18 protein-coding genes are annotated in these 16,250 nt (G+C 72.1%); 9 read left to right on the top strand and 9 right to left on the bottom strand.

Features of this window, described 5'->3' with window-relative positions; all coding sequences use genetic code 11:
* Nucleotides 1-199: 199 nt before the first annotated feature.
* The 3 genes from AC07FN_RS25025 to AC07FN_RS25015 all read left to right on the top strand — a co-directional run bounded on the left by AC07FN_RS25025 (nucleotide 200) and on the right by AC07FN_RS25015 (nucleotide 2,596).
* Nucleotides 200-571, top strand: coding sequence for a YciI family protein (locus AC07FN_RS25025; RefSeq protein WP_452612465.1), 372 nt, complete (start codon nucleotides 200-202; stop codon nucleotides 569-571).
* Nucleotides 553-1,773, top strand: coding sequence for an RNA polymerase sigma factor (locus AC07FN_RS25020; protein ID WP_478397815.1), 1,221 nt, complete (start codon nucleotides 553-555; stop codon nucleotides 1,771-1,773). Before AC07FN_RS25025 ends, AC07FN_RS25020 begins: the two co-directional genes overlap by 19 nt.
* A 64-nt stretch (nucleotides 1,774-1,837) precedes the next feature.
* Nucleotides 1,838-2,596 carry a DUF899 domain-containing protein gene (locus AC07FN_RS25015; RefSeq protein ID WP_478397814.1) on the top strand — a complete coding sequence of 253 codons (759 nt, stop codon included), beginning with the start codon at nucleotides 1,838-1,840 and terminating at the stop codon, nucleotides 2,594-2,596.
* Nucleotides 2,597-2,606: 10 nt separating this feature from the next.
* Here the strand turns inward: AC07FN_RS25015 and AC07FN_RS25010 are convergent, their stop codons facing one another.
* Nucleotides 2,607-3,254, bottom strand: coding sequence for a DNA-binding response regulator (locus tag AC07FN_RS25010; protein WP_478397813.1), 648 nt, complete (start codon nucleotides 3,252-3,254; stop codon nucleotides 2,607-2,609).
* A gap of 105 nt (nucleotides 3,255-3,359) precedes the next feature.
* Here AC07FN_RS25010 and AC07FN_RS25005 point away from each other — a divergent pair, with 105 nt between their 5' ends.
* On the top strand, nucleotides 3,360-4,229 hold the full coding sequence (locus AC07FN_RS25005) for an oxidoreductase (RefSeq protein ID WP_478397812.1): 870 nt from the start codon (nucleotides 3,360-3,362) through the stop codon (nucleotides 4,227-4,229).
* A gap of 98 nt (nucleotides 4,230-4,327) precedes the next feature.
* Nucleotides 4,328-4,966, top strand: coding sequence for a LysE family translocator (locus AC07FN_RS25000; protein WP_478397811.1), 639 nt, complete (start codon nucleotides 4,328-4,330; stop codon nucleotides 4,964-4,966).
* Here AC07FN_RS25000 and AC07FN_RS24995 read toward each other — a convergent pair.
* Nucleotides 4,902-5,693: a MarR family transcriptional regulator gene (locus AC07FN_RS24995; RefSeq protein WP_478397810.1), complete on the bottom strand. Its 792-nt coding sequence runs from the start codon at nucleotides 5,691-5,693 to the stop codon at nucleotides 4,902-4,904. The genes AC07FN_RS25000 and AC07FN_RS24995 overlap by 65 nt on opposite strands.
* A 56-nt stretch (nucleotides 5,694-5,749) precedes the next feature.
* Between AC07FN_RS24995 and AC07FN_RS24990 the strand changes: the two genes are divergently transcribed.
* Complete coding sequence (locus AC07FN_RS24990; RefSeq protein ID WP_478397809.1) at nucleotides 5,750-7,114, top strand: MFS transporter; 1,365 nt, start codon at nucleotides 5,750-5,752, stop codon at nucleotides 7,112-7,114.
* Nucleotides 7,115-7,172: 58 nt separating this feature from the next.
* Here the strand turns inward: AC07FN_RS24990 and AC07FN_RS24985 are convergent, their stop codons facing one another.
* The 5 genes from AC07FN_RS24985 to AC07FN_RS24965 form a co-directional block, all read right to left on the bottom strand.
* Entirely contained in the window at nucleotides 7,173-7,364 is a 192-nt protein-coding gene (locus tag AC07FN_RS24985; RefSeq protein ID WP_478397808.1) for a hypothetical protein, read from the bottom strand.
* 46 nt (nucleotides 7,365-7,410) lie between these two features.
* Complete coding sequence (locus tag AC07FN_RS24980) at nucleotides 7,411-7,626, bottom strand: hypothetical protein (protein WP_478397807.1); 216 nt, start codon at nucleotides 7,624-7,626, stop codon at nucleotides 7,411-7,413.
* Between the two features lie 92 nt (nucleotides 7,627-7,718).
* Nucleotides 7,719-9,446 carry an SDR family oxidoreductase gene (locus AC07FN_RS24975; protein ID WP_478397806.1) on the bottom strand — a complete coding sequence of 576 codons (1,728 nt, stop codon included), beginning with the start codon at nucleotides 9,444-9,446 and terminating at the stop codon, nucleotides 7,719-7,721.
* Nucleotides 9,439-10,104 carry a CatB-related O-acetyltransferase gene (locus AC07FN_RS24970; RefSeq protein WP_478397805.1) on the bottom strand — a complete coding sequence of 222 codons (666 nt, stop codon included), beginning with the start codon at nucleotides 10,102-10,104 and terminating at the stop codon, nucleotides 9,439-9,441. Before AC07FN_RS24970 ends, AC07FN_RS24975 begins: the two co-directional genes overlap by 8 nt.
* Nucleotides 10,105-10,118: 14 nt before the next feature.
* Nucleotides 10,119-11,744 (bottom strand): ABC-F family ATP-binding cassette domain-containing protein, encoded by a 1,626-nt coding sequence (locus AC07FN_RS24965; RefSeq protein ID WP_478397804.1) that lies wholly within the window; start codon nucleotides 11,742-11,744, stop codon nucleotides 10,119-10,121.
* A gap of 304 nt (nucleotides 11,745-12,048) precedes the next feature.
* Here AC07FN_RS24965 and AC07FN_RS24960 point away from each other — a divergent pair, with 304 nt between their 5' ends.
* From AC07FN_RS24960 to trpS, 3 genes are all read left to right on the top strand, one after another.
* Complete coding sequence (locus AC07FN_RS24960) at nucleotides 12,049-12,261, top strand: hypothetical protein (RefSeq protein ID WP_478397803.1); 213 nt, start codon at nucleotides 12,049-12,051, stop codon at nucleotides 12,259-12,261.
* 124 nt (nucleotides 12,262-12,385) lie between these two features.
* On the top strand, nucleotides 12,386-13,126 hold the full coding sequence (locus AC07FN_RS24955; RefSeq protein WP_478397802.1) for a GNAT family N-acetyltransferase: 741 nt from the start codon (nucleotides 12,386-12,388) through the stop codon (nucleotides 13,124-13,126).
* A 239-nt stretch (nucleotides 13,127-13,365) separates the two neighbouring features.
* Nucleotides 13,366-14,418: a tryptophan--tRNA ligase gene (trpS, locus tag AC07FN_RS24950; RefSeq protein WP_478397801.1), complete on the top strand. Its 1,053-nt coding sequence runs from the start codon at nucleotides 13,366-13,368 to the stop codon at nucleotides 14,416-14,418.
* On the opposite strand, the gene AC07FN_RS24945 is transcribed toward trpS, so the two are convergent.
* Together AC07FN_RS24945 and AC07FN_RS24940 are read right to left on the bottom strand one after the other, a co-directional pair.
* Entirely contained in the window at nucleotides 14,395-15,084 is a 690-nt protein-coding gene (locus AC07FN_RS24945) for an ABC transporter ATP-binding protein (RefSeq protein WP_478397800.1), read from the bottom strand. The genes trpS and AC07FN_RS24945 overlap by 24 nt on opposite strands.
* Entirely contained in the window at nucleotides 15,081-16,187 is a 1,107-nt protein-coding gene (locus AC07FN_RS24940) for an ABC transporter permease (RefSeq protein WP_478397799.1), read from the bottom strand. Before AC07FN_RS24940 ends, AC07FN_RS24945 begins: the two co-directional genes overlap by 4 nt.
* Nucleotides 16,188-16,250: the final 63 nt, after the last annotated feature.

Here is a 16,250-nt window from a genome sequence, read left to right as displayed (position 1 = left end):
GGACCGCGCGCCGGACCGATTCAGCCGCGACCGGCGGGGAGAGGCAGACCACAGTCCAGCGGCCGCGTGATCATCGGTACGTGCTGGGTGGCGGCCCGCGGAAATTCTTCGCACCGTGGTGTCGATCCGGCGCGGAGCCGTTCGTGTAGTGGGTGAGGAGCCGGGGCGGAGCCGGCTTCACGAGCGCGAGGAGAACGCGATGAAGCAATACCTGCTGAGCATCTACCAGCCCGACGGGCCCACGCCGCCACCGGAGGTGCTGGAGCCGATCATGCGCGACGTGCAGGCGGTGAACGCCGAGATGCAGGCCGCCGGGGCGTGGGTGTTCGCCGCCGGCCTGCACCCGCCGACCACCGCGACCGTGCTGCACGCGAAGGGCGCCGACGTGCTCACCACCGACGGCCCGTACACCGAGGGCAAGGAACACCTGGGCGGGTTCACCATCATCCGGGCGGCCGACCTGGACGCCGCGCTGGAGTGGGGCCGCAAGCTGGCGAAGGCGATCACCCTGCCCATCGAGGTGCGGCCGTTGCAGGACGACGAGGGCGAGACGTGCCGGTCGTCGGCGTAGCGGAGGTCGAACGGGTCTTCCGCGCGGAGTACGGCCGCGCGGTAGCGGTCCTGGTCCGCGTCTTCGGCGACATCGACATCGCCGAGGAAGCGGTCCAGGACGCCTTCGCCACGGCCGTGGCGAAGTGGCCGTCGGCGGGCCTGCCGCCGAGTCCGGCGGGCTGGATCATCACCACGGCGCGCAACCGGGCGGTCGACCGGCTGCGCCGGGAGGCCTCCCGAGAGGACCGGCACGCGCAGGCCGCGCTGCTGCACGCCCGCGACGCGCCGGAGCAGGAGGGGCCCGTGCACGACGACCGGTTGCGGCTGATTTTCACGTGCTGCCACCCGGCGCTGTCCACCGGCGCGCAGGTGGCGCTGACGCTGCGGCTGCTCGGCGGGCTGAGCACCGCGGAGATCGCGCGGGCGTTCCTGGTGGCCGAGCCGGCGATGGCCCAGCGGCTGGTGCGCGCCAAGGGCAAGATCCGCGACGCGGGGATCCCGTACCAGGTGCCAAGCGAAGCCGACCTGCCGGACCGGCTGCGCGCGGTGCTGGCCGTGGTCTACCTCGTGTTCAACGAGGGCCACACCGCCAGCTCGGGGCCTCGGCTGGTCCGCGAGGACCTGTGCGCGGAGGCCATCCGGCTGGGGCGGCTGCTGGCCGAGCTGATGCCCGACGAGCCGGAGGTCCTGGGGCTGCTGGCGCTGATGCTGCTGGTCGAATCGCGGCGGGCGGCGCGCACGACCGCCGATGGCGCACTGGTGCTGCTGGCCGACCAGGACCGCGGCAGCTGGGATCGCGACCTCATCGCCGAAGGCCAGGCCCTCGTGCGCCGCTGCCTGCGCCGCAACCAGCCCGGCCCCTACCAGATCCAGGCAGCGATCAACGCCGTGCACAGCGACGCGCCGACCGCCGCCGACACCGATTGGCGGCAGATCCGGGCGCTGTACGACCAGTTGCTGGCGGTGTCGCCGAGCCAGGTGGTGGCGCTCTACCGCGCGGTCGCCGTCGCGGAGGTCGAGGGCCCGGAAGCGGGACTGGCCCTGGTGGACGAGCTCCACCTCGGCGGATACCACGTGTTCCACACCGTCCGCGCGGACCTGCTGCGCCGCTTGGGGCGCGTCGAGGAAGCGACGCGGGCCTACGACGCGGCGATCGCGGGAACCGACAACGCAGCCGAACGCGACTTCTTGCAGCACGCGCGCCGGGCGCTGGCGCGATGAGTTTCGCGGCGCGCGCCGGTCTACCCGTGGTGCAGGCGAAACCACGAGGTTGACGGAGTATGTGATGAGCGTTCCCGACATCGTTTCGCGCGAGGAGTGGCTGGCGGCCCGCCGCGATTTCCTGGTGCGGGAGAAGGAGTTCACCCGCGCCCGAGACGCGCTCAACGCCGACCGGCGGCGGCTGCCGATGGTCGAGATCGACGCGGACTACCGGTTCGAGGGCCCGGCCGGGCCGGTCGGCCTGCCGGAGCTGTTCGACGGACGGCCGCAGCTGGTGATCTACCACGCGATGTTCGATCCGAGGTGGGACGGCGCCTGCCGGAGCTGCTCGTCGTTCATCGACCAGATCGGGCACCTGGCCCACCTGCACGCCCGCGGCACGTCGCTGGTCCTGGTATCGCGCGCGCCACTGGCCAAGATCGAGGCGTTCCGGGCCAGGATGGGCTGGGCCGTGCCCTGGTACTCCTCCTACGGCAGCGACTTCAACTACGACTTCCACGTGACGCTGGACGAGTCGGTGCGCCCGGTGGAGTACAACTACCGCACCGCCGAGGAGCACCGGCGGGTCGGCACCGGCTACTACGTCTCCGGTGAGCAGCCGTTCGAGCTGCCCGGGCTGAGCTGCTTCCTGCGCGTCGGCGACCGCGTGTTCCACACCTACTCGACCTACGGGCGGGGCATGGACGTGCTGGGCAGCACCACGAGTTTCCTGGACCTGACCGCCCTGGGGCGGCAGGAGGACTGGGAGGAACCCGAGGGCCGCGCCACCGGGCTGGGTGCCCCTGCGGGCAGCCCGCAGGTGAAGTACCACGACGAGTACTGACCACGGCGTTTCAACTGGTGAGGCCGAGTTCGCCGGCTCGGGCACCGGCTTGGAAGCGGGAGTTGGCGTCCAGCAGGGTCATCAGCTCGGCGACGCGCCGCCGGTAGGTGCGGAGGGAGACGCCGATGCGGCGGGCCGCGGCTTCGTCGGTGAGCCCGGCGTTGAGCGCCTGCAGGACGCTGCGTCCGGCCTGGTCGATCTGCGGAAGTTCCTGGCGCAAGTAGCCGGCGAGTGGGATGGCCGCGTGCCAGGTGGCGTCGAACAGGGCGTGCACGCCGTTGATGAAGGTCGGCGCCGTGGTCGCGGTGAACTCGCGTTCGCCCGCGGTGATGGCGCCGGCCAGGATCATCGCCCGCCGGTCGATGATGATCGTCTCGTGAGGCAGCGGGGCGGCGCAGATCCGCACCTCCGCGCCCACATCCGCGATCCGCAGCAAATGCTGCCGTTGTTGCGGATCGCAGAGCGCGGCCGAGGTGAACAGCTTGCGCACCCGCAGGTCCGGAACAGGTTCGCCGGTGGGCCGGAGGCGCCGGTGCGACCAGGTGCGCAGGTCGGTGGCGGCGCACACGAACTCGGTGCGGGCATCGGTGAACAGGTGTCCTGCCCGGCGGATGAGATCTGCCTCGCCACGCACCGCGATCACCTGGTGGTCACCCATGCCCACGGAGTCTACGGAGACGTTCGAGGCGGCGGGTGCAAGTGCGTTGGCAGCAAGCTGCCAGCCGTTGGTGGCCCGGCCGGGTGGGCCTTGAGGCTGGTGCGCATGACGAATCTGACAGCCGCAGTGGGTGGCGAGTTCTTGCTGGGCGGTGATCTGCGGATCAACCGGATGGGTTTCGGTGCGATGCGGCTGGTCGCCAATTCGCTGGAGGGGCCGCCGCGCGATCCGGCGACTGGTGTGGCGGTGTTGCGGCGAGCCGTGGAGCTAGGCGTCAACCACATCGACACCGCTGGTTTCTACCGCCTCGGTGGCACGAGTGCGCATGAACTGGTCCGGCAGGCGCTGCGGCCGCACCGCGAGGGTGTGGTGATCGCGACGAAGGTAGGCCCGCTGCGCGACGCCGACGGGACGTTCCGGGGACAGGCAACGGCGGCGGAGTTGCGGGGCCTGGTCGAGGAGGATCTGCGGCGGCTGGGGGTGTCGCGGCTGGACCTGGTCTATCTGCGGGCGGGCGGTATCGGCCCGGACGGGTCGTCGGTCGCGGAACGGTTCGCGGTGCTGGCCGAGCTGCGTGAGGCCGGGCTGATCCGCCACCTCGGCGTGAGCAATGTGGACGCTGCGCAGCTCGCGGAAGCGCGCTCGGTCGCCCCGGTCACGGCGGTGCAGAACCACTTCCACGTGCAGCACGTCGAGGACCGGCAGTTGCTGGCCGAATGCGAGCGGTCGGGGATTGCTTATGTGCCGTTCTTCCCGCTCGGCGGCGGTAGCACGCCAATGGACGCGGCCGGTGTTCAGACGGTTGCGCAGCGGCTTTCCGCCAGTGTCGCGCAGGTCTCGCTGGCCTGGTTGCTGGCGGTTTCCCCGGTGACGCTGGCGATCCCGGGCACCGGTTCGCTGGCGCACCTGGAAGAGAACGTGGCCGCCGGTGGGTTGAGGCTCGGCGACGGTGACCTCGCGGAGCTGGGCTCCTAGACGGGTGAGGCCAGTGCCGCCGGATTGGCCGTTGGCGCCGCCGCCGCGGCTGCCTAGTGTCCGACGAGGACGGTTTGTTGCGGCGAGAAGGTGGCGTGGTGGTCGAATTTCCGGCGGTGGCGGGGATCGCGGTGGTGGCGCTGGGGCTGGTGCTCACGCCGGGACCGAACATGTTCTACCTGGTGTCGCGGTCGCTGACGCAGGGACGCCGGGCGGGGCTGGTGTCGCTGCTGGGCACGGCGGTGGGGTTCCTGGTGTACGCGGCGGCGGCCACCGCGGGCATCGCCACGGTGTTCGCGCTGGTGCCTGCGCTGTACACGGCGTTGCAGATCGCCGGCGCGGCATACCTGCTGTGGCTGGCGTGGCAGGCGGTGCGCCCGGGCGGGGTGTCGGTGTTCGCGCCGGCGCCCACCCCCGCCTACGGGCCGGGAAAGCTGTTCGCGATGGGGCTGGTGACCAACCTGCTCAACCCGAAGATCGCGGTCCTCTACGTGTCGCTGCTGCCGCAGTTCATCGACCCCGCGCGGGGCGGTGTGGCCTTGCAGAGCCTGACGTTGAGCGTGGTGCAGATCCTGGTGGCGCTGTCGGTGAACGCGCTGATCGTGGTGACGGCCGGGTCGGTGGCGGGCATGCTGGCCCGGCGCCCGGGGTGGCTGCGGGTGCAGCGGTACTTCATGGGCGTGGTGCTGGCCGGGCTGGCGGTGCGGCTGCTGACAGACCGGGCTCGCCCGGCGTGATGCCGAGCGCGGCTTGCAGCCCGTCGGCGCCGTGCGCGGTGAGTTTCAGCGCCCGCTGCTGAGGTTTGCGGGCCAGCCAGCCTGAATGGAGCAACCCGGTCAGCAGTGCCGCGCCGAGCCGGCCGGCGAGGTGGTGCCGCTGTTCGCTCCAGTCCACGCAGAACCGCAGCAGCGGCCGTCGCGACGGCCCGGCCTGCGCGGCGCGCAGGTCCACGCCCAGGGCGGCGAAGACCTCTTCGGCGTGCGGACCGAGCCGGTAGGGATGGTCGCTGAGCTGCACGGACAGGCCCTCGTGCGGGCGGCGGCGGGTGTCGGGGATGCCGTCGTCGGCGGCGAGCGCGCCACGGTCCAGCAGTGCCGCGGTGACCGCGACGCCGAGCCTCCCAGCGAGGTGGTCGTAGCAGCTGCGGGCTTCGCGCACCGCGGCGGCACGGGAGCCCTGGCGCAGCGAGCGCACCGGTTCGGCCGGTGCGATGGCGGCGAGGGCTTCCAGCACGGCGGCGACCCGGTCGTCGACGAGCCGGAAGTAGCGGTGCCGCCCGGAGCGTTCGGCCTCGATCAGGCCGCCCGCGCAGAGCTTGGCGAGGTGCGCGCTGGCGGCGCTGGCCGACAGCCCGGCCTCCGCGGCCAGCACCGAGGCGGGTAGCGATCGCCCGTCGGCCAGCGCCTGCAGCACCTTGGCGCGGCCGGGTGATGTCGCTGTCTCCCTGGACTGCCATGTGCCCATTCTGCGCCCGCGACGTTTCAGGCCGGCGTGAAGTGTTGCGGGTGCAGCCTCGGTGCGTGTTGAAGAGACGAGGTTCTCCTGTGCTGGTGCTCGCGGTGATGTGCGCGGGCATGTTCTTGGTGCTGCTGGACGTCACGGTGGTCAACGTGGCCCTGCCCGCCATCCGCGGTGCGCTGGGCGCGGGGATGGCGGGGACGCAGTGGGTGGTCGACGGGTATGCGCTGGCCATCGCCGGGATGTTGCTGGTCGGCGGCGCGCTGGGCGACCGCTTCGGGCACCGCCGGGTGGTGCTCGCCGGGCTGGCGGTCTTCGGCGCGGCGTCGCTGGGGTGCGCGCTGGCTCCGGGGCTCGGGGCGCTGGTCGCCTCCCGCGCGGTGCAGGGCGTGGGGGCGGCGTTGCTGCTGCCGGGCAGCCTGGCGGTGATCGCCGGGGTGTATCCGGATGCGGCGGCGCGGGCGCGGGCGTTGGGGGTGTGGGCGGCGGTGTCGTCGCTGGCGTTGCCGGCCGGTCCGCTGGTGGGCGGCCTCCTCGTCGAGTGGGGCGGCTGGCAGTCGGTGTTCGCGCTGAACGTGCCGGTGGTGATCGCCGCGGTCGTGGGGGTTCGCGCGCTGGTGCCGGATGTGCCCGGCGATCGCGGGCAGCGGGTGCGCGTCGGGGTGCTGGCGGGCGCGGTCGCGGGGTTGACGGCACTGGTGTTCGCGGTGATCGAGGCCGGCCAGGCGGGGCTGGACGCATCGGTGGTGGCAGCGCTGGTGCTGGCGGTGATCGCGCTGGGGGCGGCCGGGCGGCGGATGCCGCGTTCGTGGCTGGGCAACCGGCCGTTCCTGACGGCGAACTCGGTGGCGCTGCTGATGAATCTCGGCATGAACGGCACGCTGTTCGTGCTGTCGCTGTACCTGCAGACCCTCGGCGGGAACTCGCCGGCGCGCACCGGTGCGCTGCTGTTGCCGATGTCGATTCCGCTGGTGCTGCTGGCGCCGGTGGCCGGGCGGCTGGTGGCGCGCTTCGGACCCCGGGTGCCGATGGTGTGCGGCGCGGTGATCGCCGCGGCGGGATCGGGTTGCTGGGCCCTGGCGTCTCCGGGCGGTGGTTATGCGGAGGTGGTTCCGGTGCTGGTGGCGTGCGGGATCGGTGCCGGGTTGCTGACCACGCCTGTGGTGGCGGCCGCGGTCGGTGCGCTCGGTCCGCGGCGTTCGGGGCTGGCCAGCGGGGTGAACAACACCATGCGTCAGACCGGGACCGCGCTGGGTGTCGCGGTGTTCGGCGCGGTCGCGGGCTCGCCGGAAGCACCTGCTGATTTCGTCGCGGGGCTGCACCGCCTGGCCGTGGTCGGCGTGCTGCTGTGGCTGGTGGCGATCACCGTCAGCCTCGCCGCAGGCGCAAGTCGGCACGTGGGTGACCGCGTTTCCGCAGTGCGGTGAGATGCGCCGAGCCGTGAGCGTTTTGGGGCGCCACAACACCCCAAAACGCTCACGGGGGTCAGGCTGTGCCGACGACCGGCTCCGAGTGGCCGGCGTGGCGGAACGGTGAGGCGGCCAGCGCCGTGGCCGATACGGCGAGCCCGGCGATGCCGACCCACAGCGCCGTGCGGTAGCGGCGTCGGCGCTGGCCGCCCAGCGGGGCGCCGAGGACGATCGCGCCGCGGTTGACCGACCGGATGGTGGTGTTCATCCGGCCCTTCAACCGATGTGGCGTGACGGACTGGCGATAGGCCAGTTCATTGGGGGTCGACGACGACACCGGCGAGCAGCCCGGACAGCAGGTAGGGCACCCAGCGCGCGGCGTTGACCAGGCCGAGTTCGATCGCGGTGGCGTGCAGGGTGGCCGGGGCGAGGATCTGCCCGGCGAGGCCGGTGATGTGGGTGCCGAAGATCGAGGTGGTCGACGCCGCCCAGAACCGGCGGTACCCGGCGAGATCGACGACGCGTGGCATGCCGGGACCGTAACAACGATTTCGCTCCGGCATTCCGGTGTTTCGTTCCCGGTTTCCCCGCCGCGCCGATCCGCCGGACACAGTGGACGGCGCTAGATCATGCGTTTGCCCCCTCCGGCGTAGATGGTCTGGCCGGTCACCCAGCGGGCTTGGTGGGAGGCGAGGAAGACCGCGAGGTCGGCGATGTCGTCGGGGCGGCCGACGCGGCCCAGCGGGCTGAACTCGGCGAAGCGGGTGTTCATGTCGTCGCTGATCCAGCCGGTCTGCACCGGGCCCGGCGAGATGATGTTGACGGTGATGCCGGCGGCGCCGAGTTCGATGGCCGCGGAGCGGCTCAGCGATTCCAGCGCGTTCTTGGTCGCCCAGTAGGAGATCTGGTCGGCCGCGCCGGGCGCGGCGTCGGTGGAGATGTTGATGATGCGGCCCCAGCCGGCCTTGCGGCGCCGGTGGCGGCGGTGGAATTCGGCCATCAGCAGCGCGGGGGCGCGGGTGTTGACGGCGTGGTGGGCGTCCAGGCTCGCCGCGGCGACGGTGGTGGCGCCGCGCGCGGGCTCGGTCCCGAAGGTGTCGGGCACGCAGTGGGCGGCGTTGTTGATGAGGATCTCCACCGGCCCGAAGTGGGTTTCGGCGTGGTCGAAGATCGCCGGGACGACGGCGGGGTCGGCGAGGTCGGCGGCCAGCGATTCGGCGTCGGCGCCGTCGGCGCGCAGGGCGTCGCGCACGTGGTCGGTGTCGGTTGCCTTCGCCGTGCTGTAGGTGCGGTCGGCGCCGGTGGCGTCGCGGGTCGGGGGTGTTTCGGGCAGGGATGCGAGCACGACTTTGACGCCTTGGCGGGCCAGGGCTCGGGCGATGCCGGCGCCGATGCCCAGCGGGCTGTTGGCGCCGGTGATCACGGCAACGCGGTCGCGCAGGCGGGGGTCGATCACGCGGTGGTCCTCTCGAAGTGTCCGATGTGGTCGGTGATGGTGGTGGTGATCTGGCGGTGCAGCGCGCCGGGCAGGGCGTGGCCGAGCCCGGGGATGGTCGCGCAGCGGGCGCCGGGGATGAGGTCGGCGAGGTGCCGGCCGTGCGGGGGCGGGTTGATGGGGTCCTGCGGGCCCTGGATGACCAGGGTCGGCGTGGCGACGTGGCGCAGTTCGGCGCCGCGTTCGGTGGGGCACCGGGGTGGCGAAGGCGTGCGCGGACGGCTGCCGGTAACTGCCGGCGTGGTCGATCGCGGCGTTCTCCCAGCGGCGGAACTCCGCGGCGTCGAAGGGGATTTCGTCGCCTGCGAGCAGTCGCCACTCGTCGATCCGGCGTTGCAGCGCGGTGGCGCGGTCGGGTGCGCGGTCGGCGCGGTGGGCCATCGCGGTGACCACCCGCGGGGTGGGTGGGGGCAGGTCGGTGGGTTCGCCCTCGACGGCGCGGCGCATCGAGTCGGCGAAGTCGACGTCGAGGGCGGCGGTCAGCATCAGGGTGAGGGTGCGCAGCCGGTCGCGGTGGTCCAGGGCGAGCAGCTGGCCGAGGGTACCGCCCATGGACAGGCCGACGACGTGGGCGGTGGCGATGTCGTGGCCGTCGAGGACCGCCACGGCATCGCGGGCGAGGTCGGTCAGGGCGTAGTCGGTGATGTCCAGGTGCGTGGAGCGGCCGGTGTCGCGGTGGTCGTAGCGCACGACGTGCAGGTGGTGCGCGACGAGGGCGTCGACGAACTCGTCGGGCCAGCCCAGCGCGTTGGTGTTGGCGCCCATGATCAGCAGCACCGGCGGGTCCGCCGGGTCGCCGCGGGATTCGCTCCACAGCAGCAGGCCGTCGGGGGTGGTGATGTGGCGTTCAGTCATCGAGCAGCCCTTTCCGGCGGGCCAGGGCCGCGAGCTCTTTGGGGTCGCCGCCCATGATGGTCCGCACGTGGGTGGTGATGGTCTGGACGGGCCAGTTCCACCAGGCGATGCGCTGCAGCAGCTCGACGTCGTCGTCGTAGAAGCGGCGGCGGATCACCTGAGCCGGGTTGCCGCCGGCGATGCCGTAGGCGGGGATGTCGCCGGTGACCACCGCGCCGGTAGCGATGATCGCGCCGTCGCCGATGCGCACGCCGGGCATGATGGTGGCGTCGCGGCCGATCCAGACGTCGTTGCCGACGACGGTGTCGCCCTTGGCGGGCAGGCTGGTGGCGAGGTCGAGGGTGGCCTGGGCCCAGTCACCGCCGAACATGGTGAACGGGTAGGTGGAGCAGCCGATCATGGGGTGGTTGGCGGCGGGCATGATGAACCGCGCTCCGGTGGCCAGCGCGCAGAACCGGCCGATGCGCAGCCGCGCGGGCCCGTAGTTGTAGAGCACGTTGCGGGTTTCGAATTCGGCCGCGCCCGCAGGGTCGTCGTAGTAGGTGTACTCGCCGACCTCGATCAGCGGGGAGCTGACCACTGTGGACAGGAAGGCCACGTTGGTCAGCTCGGGCCGGGTGCTGGGATGCACCCGGGTGGGGTCGGGCGTGTTGGGCATGGTGGCGGCTCCCCTCAGGCGCTTCGGCCGTCGTGCAGGTTCAGGGTGGGCCCGTTCCAGCGTCGCCGCAGCCATCGGTCGTGGCTGGCGACGACGATGGCACCGGGCGCGGTGTGCAGGGCGTCTTCGAGTTCGCCGACGAGGGTCAGCGACAGGTGGTTGGTGGGTTCGTCCAGCAACAACACCTGTGGTGGATCGGCGAGCAGCAGGGCCAGGGCCAGGCGGCGGCGCTGGCCGACCGAGAGGACGCCGACGGGGCGGTCGAGGTCGGCCGGGGCGAGCAGGCCCAGGTCGCGCAGGTCGGGCCGGTCCTCCCGGTGGGGCGTGGCGTAGATCTGCCGGGGGCTCTTGCGGGGTTCGGTGAAAGTGACGTCCTGTTCGAGCAGGCCGACGCTGACGTCGTGGCGGCGCTGCACGCTGCCGGTGTCGGGTGCCAGCCGGCCGGCGGCCAGGTGCAGCAGGGTGGACTTGCCCGCGCCGTTGCCGCCGGTGATCAGCAGCCGGTCGGTGCCGGTGACGTCGAGTTCGTCGATCCACACCCGCCCGCGCACGCCCGCTTCCCGGATCTGCAGCACCACATCGGTGGTGGTTTCGCGGCCGGTGAGGGGTGCGGCGAAGCGCAGCGGGCTCGGCGGTTCGCGGACTTGGGCGGCGGTGAGGTCGTCGAGGCGCTGCTGGGCATTGCGCACCCGGCGGGAGATCTGCTTCTGGACCCGGCCGCCGGAGTAGTCGTAGGCCATCTTGGCGTTGTCGCGCCGCATGCCGTGGTGGCTGACCTGGCGGGCGGTGACGTCCACGGCGTGGCGCAGGGCGGCGAGTTCGTTCTGCTCGGCGGTGTAGCGCTGTTCCCAGCGGGCGCGTTCGGCGCGTTTGGCGGCGAGGTAGTCGGTGAAGGTGCCGCCGTAGCGGGTGGGGCCGTCCACGGCGGGATCGAGGTCGAGGATGTCGGTGCAGACCGCGTCGAGGAACACGCGGTCGTGGCTGGCCAGCACGACGGCGCCGGGCAGCGCGGCGAGGTGCTGCTGCAGGAACGTCAGGGCGGATTCGTCGAGGTGGTTGGTGGGTTCGTCCAGCAGCAGCGCGCGCGGCCTGCGCAGCAGCAGGACGGCCAGGCCCAGCCTGCTGCGCTGGCCGCCGGAGAGCGTGCCGATGCGCCGGTCGCCGGTGATGCCGCCCAGGCCGAGCCCGTCGAGGACGACTTCGGCGCGGTGGTCGGCGTTCCAGGTGTCGTGCTGCTGGGCCCAGTCGAGGACTTCGCCGTAGGCGGCGAGGATCCCGGGGTCCTCGGGTGCCTCGCCGAGGGCGTCGGCGAGTTCGGCCAGGCGGGCTTGCGCGGCGCGGTGGTCGGCCAGCGCCTCGTCGAGCGCGGCCGCCAGCGTCGTGCCGGGGGTGAAAGGTGGTTCCTGGTGCAGGAATCCGAGGTCGTCGGGGCGGGCGAGCTCGCCGCTGTCGGGATCTTCCGCACCGGCGAGGATGCGCAGCAGGGTGGACTTGCCGGCGCCGTTCTCGCCGACCAGGCCGATGCGCTGGCCGGGCGAGACGGTCAGCGACACCCCGGCGAGGACGGTTCGGTCCGCATAGGACTTGACGAGATCACGCGCGCGCAGGACGAAGGACGAAGCAGCAGAAGCATGGGACACGGGGCGTCACACCGGAGGACTCGATGGCAGTCGCCCGCCGGGCATGATTCGACGCGAACCGGTGAAAGCGGTCGCGGAAGCCTCGGACGCGGGCCTGGCTCGAAGTCAGTTCTTCATAGTGGTGTTGATCTTAGCGGCCGGCCCGCCGCGGATGTCAAGGGAATTTCCGCGCCGCCGTCCGCCGGACGGGGTAGATCCGCTCGCCTGTCGTGGTGATCCAGTCGGCGCGCGGCGCCGGTCGGTGTTGACCTGGGGCCACCGGCCCCCGCACGGGGGGCCCGAGCATTCCAGGAGATACGTGATCATGCGCCGAATCCTCAGCGTCGCCGTCCTCGCCGCCGCCTTCGCCGGCACCACCGCGGGCCTGGCACAGGCCCAGGACCAGCCGTGGAACGTCACGACGCTGCCCGCCCCGGCATGCGAGAGCGGCAGCTGCACCGGCTCCAACGGGCAGGACGGGTACGGGCAGGACGGCGTGGCGCACGCCGTGGCGACCGACGAAGGCCAGGACCAGTGACACCGGTCCGCGGATAGTCACCGGTGTTGGGGGGTCTGCTCCAAGCGGAACAGGCCCCCCGACGCGTCGGCGCCGGCGCTAATTCAGTTGCCCCAGCACGAGATTCGGGTGTAGTGCTTGTCGAATGCTGCAGGAGAACCACACCGGTGAGGCCGCGGTGCTGTCGGACGGGACCACGACGGTGTCCTACGCCCCGGCCGGGATGCCGCGCGTCGCGCGGGTGCTGGCCATCGAAGGGCCCGATGCGCTGGCGCTGTTCCGCGCGAAGTTGCCGGGGTGGAAGCTGTCGGTCACTCCCGAGCAGGGCGAGGCGCTGCTGCGGGCGGGGGCGCGGCTGAAGCGGCATGCGCATGCGATGCGCCGCGATCTGCGAGGCGACCCGCCGCCGCCCGAGTGGACGGAGCTGGTGCCGGGGGCGCCGCTGCGGGTGGTGGCCTGCGATCGCCCGGCGTCGGAGTTGCTGCCGGCGTGGCTGGAGGCGTTCCCGCCGGAACATCCCGACCGCGTGTCCGGCAACGCTCAGCAGGTGCTGGCGGAGCTGCTGCAGCCACTGCTGAGCGGCCGGGTACTGGGGCCGGTGCTGGGATGCAGCGCGCTGGTGGTCGACGCCGAGGACCGGGTCGCGGCGGGCCTGGTGATCAACGATCACGACGGCGTTCCGTGGGTGGGCGATGTGTTCCGCCGCCCGGTAGCGGAATTCGCCGGACTGGGCGGCCTGCTGCTGCGGCGGGCCATGGCGTGGTTGAACGCGCAGGGCTGGCACGAGGTGGGGCTGGCCGTCACGGTCGGCAATCCGGCGCAGCGAGTGTACGAGCGACTCGGGTTCTCCGTCACCAACACGAAAATGACCCTGGAGGTCCCCTGACCGCCTCCCCGGGCCGGCCGGCGCCGCGAGATGGCGTCGGTTACAGCGCGGGCAGCGCGCCGCAGGGACGGGTTAAGATGCTGGTGTGATTCGCAGTTCGTGCCTCTCGTGGTGGCGCTCCGGTTAGGAGCGGCCACCTCAAGCACGCACATCTCGGGCCGTTCGGATGGACGGCCCTTCTTCGTGTTCTCCGCACGTCCAGGGCGTCGACCGGGCCCCACCAGACCGAGGAGAACACCATGACCACCGTGATCGAGACCTCCACCGCCGTGCGCCGCAGTGCCGAGCTGGAGGAACAGATCGCCTTGCGCCCCAACGACTTCCGGGTGCTCACCGGCGACCGCCCGACCGGGCTGCTGCACCTGGGCCACTACTTCGGCACCCTGCACAACCGCGTCCGGTTGCAGCGCCAGGGCGTGGAGATGATGGTGATCATCGCCGACTACCAGGTGCTCACCGACCGCGACCTCACCGAACACCTCGGCGAGCACGTCGACGACCTGGTGCTGGACTACCTGGCCGCCGGGATCGACCCGCGGACCGCCACGATCTTCACCCACAGCGCGGTCGCGGCGCTCAACCAGCTGCTCCTGCCGTTCCTGAGCCTGGTGTCGGTCTCGGAGCTCAGCCGCAACCCCACGGTCAAGGACGAGATCAACCACTCGCGGCAGGCGACCGTCAGCGGCCTGATGTTCACCTACCCCGCGCACCAGGCCGCCGACATCCTGTTCTGCAAGGCCAATCTGGTACCGGTGGGCCAGGACCAGCTGCCGCACCTGGAGCTGACCCGCACGATCGCGCGCCGCTTCAACGACCGCTACGGGCGGCTGCTGCCCGAACCCGACGCACTGCTGTCGCCGGCGCCGCTGCTGCTGGGCACCGACGGCACCAAGATGAGCAAGAGCCGCGGCAACGCGATCACGCTGTCGGCCACCGCCGATGAGACCGCGCGGCTGATCCGCGGCGCGAAGACCGACGCGCAACGCCACATCACCTACGACCCGCAGTCGCGCCCGGAGGTCTCCAGCCTGGTGCTGCTCGCGGCCCTGTGCCTGGGGCGCGATCCGCACGACGTCGCCGCGGACATCGGTCCGGGTGGCGCGGCGGCGCTGAAGCGCACTGTCACCGAGGCCGTCAACGAGCACCTGGCACCGATGCGGGAACGCCGCGCCGCCTTCGCGCAGGACCGCGGCTATCTCCGCCGGATCCTGCACGAAGGCAACGAGCGCGCCAACACCATCGCCGAGGCGACCCTCACCGAGGTGCGCTCAGCGATGGGCACCCGCTACTGAACGGGCCAGCTCCCCGTCACGCATCACGGCCACCTCGTCAACCTGGTCGAGGTACTCGGTGTCGTGGGTGACCATGACGGTCGCGACCTGGTGCTGGCGGGTGACCTCGGCGAGCAGCTCGACGATCTGGCCGCCGCGCTCCTGGTCGAGCGCGGCGGTCGGCTCGTCCACCAGCAGCACCGCCGGCCTGCCGGTGAGGGCGCGGGCGATGTTGACCCGCTGGCGCTCACCACCGGAGAGCTGGTGCGGACGCCGGTGCTGCTTGCCATCCAGCCCGACCGCGGCCAGCGCTTCGGCGGCCGCACGGCGCTGCCGCCGCACCGAACCGCCGCGCATGTGCTGGACGGCGAGCAGCTGTTCGGCGGCGGTCAGCGAACCGAGCAGGTTGGGCTGCTGGAAGACGATGCCGATCTTCTCCAGCCGCAGCCGGGCCCGCTGGGCGGCGGAAAGACCACCGGCGTCGACGCCGTCGACGACCACGCGGCCGGAATCGGGACGCAGCAGGGTCGCGGCCACGGCCAGCAGGCTCGACTTGCCGGACCCCGAGGGGCCGACGACGGCCAGCATCCGGCCGGGCTCGACCTGCAGCGACACCTCGTCGAGGGCGGTGAGAACGCGGTCGCCGTCGGGGTAGGTCAGGCGGACATCGGTCAGGTTGAGGCTCATCGGGCTGCTCCCAAAGCGGTCAACGGGTCGACGGAGGTGATGCGCCGGACGGCCAGGACGGCACCGACCATGCCCAGGACGATCATGGCGGCGATGGGCAGCACCGTCGTGGCAGCGGTGAGCTGGAACGGCACGACCTGCACCGCCAGCGCCCCCAGGCCGACCCCGACCGCGCCGCCGACACCGGCGCCGAGCACCAGCACGATCGCCGACTGCGCCAGCGCATCCCGAAGCAGATACCCGGTGGCGCCGCCCAGGGCCTTGAGGATCGCGATGTCGCCACTGCGCTGGATGGTCCACACGGTCATGAACGCACCGATCACCAGCGCGGAGATCGCGTACAGGAAGCCCTGCATCATCAGCAGCGACCCGTTCTCCGAGGAGAAGGACCCGATGGCCGACAGGCTGGCTCCGGTGGTGGCCGTGGTGGTGCCCGCCGCGGCGTCGGCCTGCGCCGGATCGGTGGTCACCTCGGCAGCGATCACGGTGGCCAGCGGCGCGTCGACGCGCGGGGGCCGCAGCGTCGACCAGGTCTCCAGCGCCGTCCACGCCACCGGCGTGTGGCTGTAGTAGGCGTTGTCGACGATGCCGCTGATGGTCAGCCGCTGCGTGCCCGCCAGCACGGTCTGCCCGACGGCCAGGTCGTTGTCCTCGGCGAGCTCGCGGCTGATCACCAGCGTGCCGGGCGTGACCGCCTCGGGCGCGAGTCCGTCGGCGGAGCGCACGCCGAATATGGTGGCCGCCGCGCCGCCGGTGGCGGTTTCCAGTCGGGTCTGGGTGATGCCCAGCGGCGCGGCGCGCTGCACGCCGGGTGCGGCGCGGTAGGCGTCGAGCTGGGCCTGGGTGACCGAGGAGTCGGCGAAGGACTGCTCGGGGGCTTCGGCGCTGGTCGTGCCGAAGGCGATGTGGGTGGCGGGCAGCTGTGAGATGGCCGAGGTGGACTGGTGGGCCAGTCCCGCGGTCAGTCCCGACAGCAGCACGATCAACAGTGTGATCAGCCCGACCACCGAGCCCATGAGCGCGAACCGCCCCTTGGCGAAGCGGATGTCGCGGATGGCGAGGAACACGGTGCTCTGCTTTCCGGTCGTGGTCGATTCCGGCATCCAGCCTCGCCGCGATCGGCCCCGCTGCCATCGCCGCACGGATTGATTCCGCGCCTGCCGCGC

Source organism: Saccharopolyspora sp. NPDC045941 (genome assembly GCF_056431445.1).
The sequence above is the reverse complement of the archived record's forward strand: the minus strand, read 5'-3'. Positions and strand labels throughout refer to the sequence as shown.

Coding starts and splice junctions, on each gene's coding strand:
- AC07FN_RS24960 (WP_478397803.1), top strand. CDS start 12,049: ATGCGCCGAATCCTCAGCGTCGCCGTCCTCGCCGCCGCCTTCGCCGGC.
- AC07FN_RS24940 (WP_478397799.1), bottom strand. CDS start 16,187: ATGCCGGAATCGACCACGACCGGAAAGCAGAGCACCGTGTTCCTCGCC.
- AC07FN_RS24995 (WP_478397810.1), bottom strand. CDS start 5,693: ATGGGCACATGGCAGTCCAGGGAGACAGCGACATCACCCGGCCGCGCC.
- AC07FN_RS25025 (WP_452612465.1), top strand. CDS start 200: ATGAAGCAATACCTGCTGAGCATCTACCAGCCCGACGGGCCCACGCCG.
- trpS (WP_478397801.1), top strand. CDS start 13,366: ATGACCACCGTGATCGAGACCTCCACCGCCGTGCGCCGCAGTGCCGAG.
- AC07FN_RS25010 (WP_478397813.1), bottom strand. CDS start 3,254: ATGGGTGACCACCAGGTGATCGCGGTGCGTGGCGAGGCAGATCTCATC.
- AC07FN_RS24985 (WP_478397808.1), bottom strand. CDS start 7,364: ATGAACACCACCATCCGGTCGGTCAACCGCGGCGCGATCGTCCTCGGC.
- AC07FN_RS24980 (WP_478397807.1), bottom strand. CDS start 7,626: ATGCCACGCGTCGTCGATCTCGCCGGGTACCGCCGGTTCTGGGCGGCG.
- AC07FN_RS24945 (WP_478397800.1), bottom strand. CDS start 15,084: ATGAGCCTCAACCTGACCGATGTCCGCCTGACCTACCCCGACGGCGAC.
- AC07FN_RS24970 (WP_478397805.1), bottom strand. CDS start 10,104: ATGCCCAACACGCCCGACCCCACCCGGGTGCATCCCAGCACCCGGCCC.
- AC07FN_RS25015 (WP_478397814.1), top strand. CDS start 1,838: ATGAGCGTTCCCGACATCGTTTCGCGCGAGGAGTGGCTGGCGGCCCGC.
- AC07FN_RS25005 (WP_478397812.1), top strand. CDS start 3,360: ATGACGAATCTGACAGCCGCAGTGGGTGGCGAGTTCTTGCTGGGCGGT.
- AC07FN_RS24975 (WP_478397806.1), bottom strand. CDS start 9,446: ATGACTGAACGCCACATCACCACCCCCGACGGCCTGCTGCTGTGGAGC.
- AC07FN_RS24955 (WP_478397802.1), top strand. CDS start 12,386: ATGCTGCAGGAGAACCACACCGGTGAGGCCGCGGTGCTGTCGGACGGG.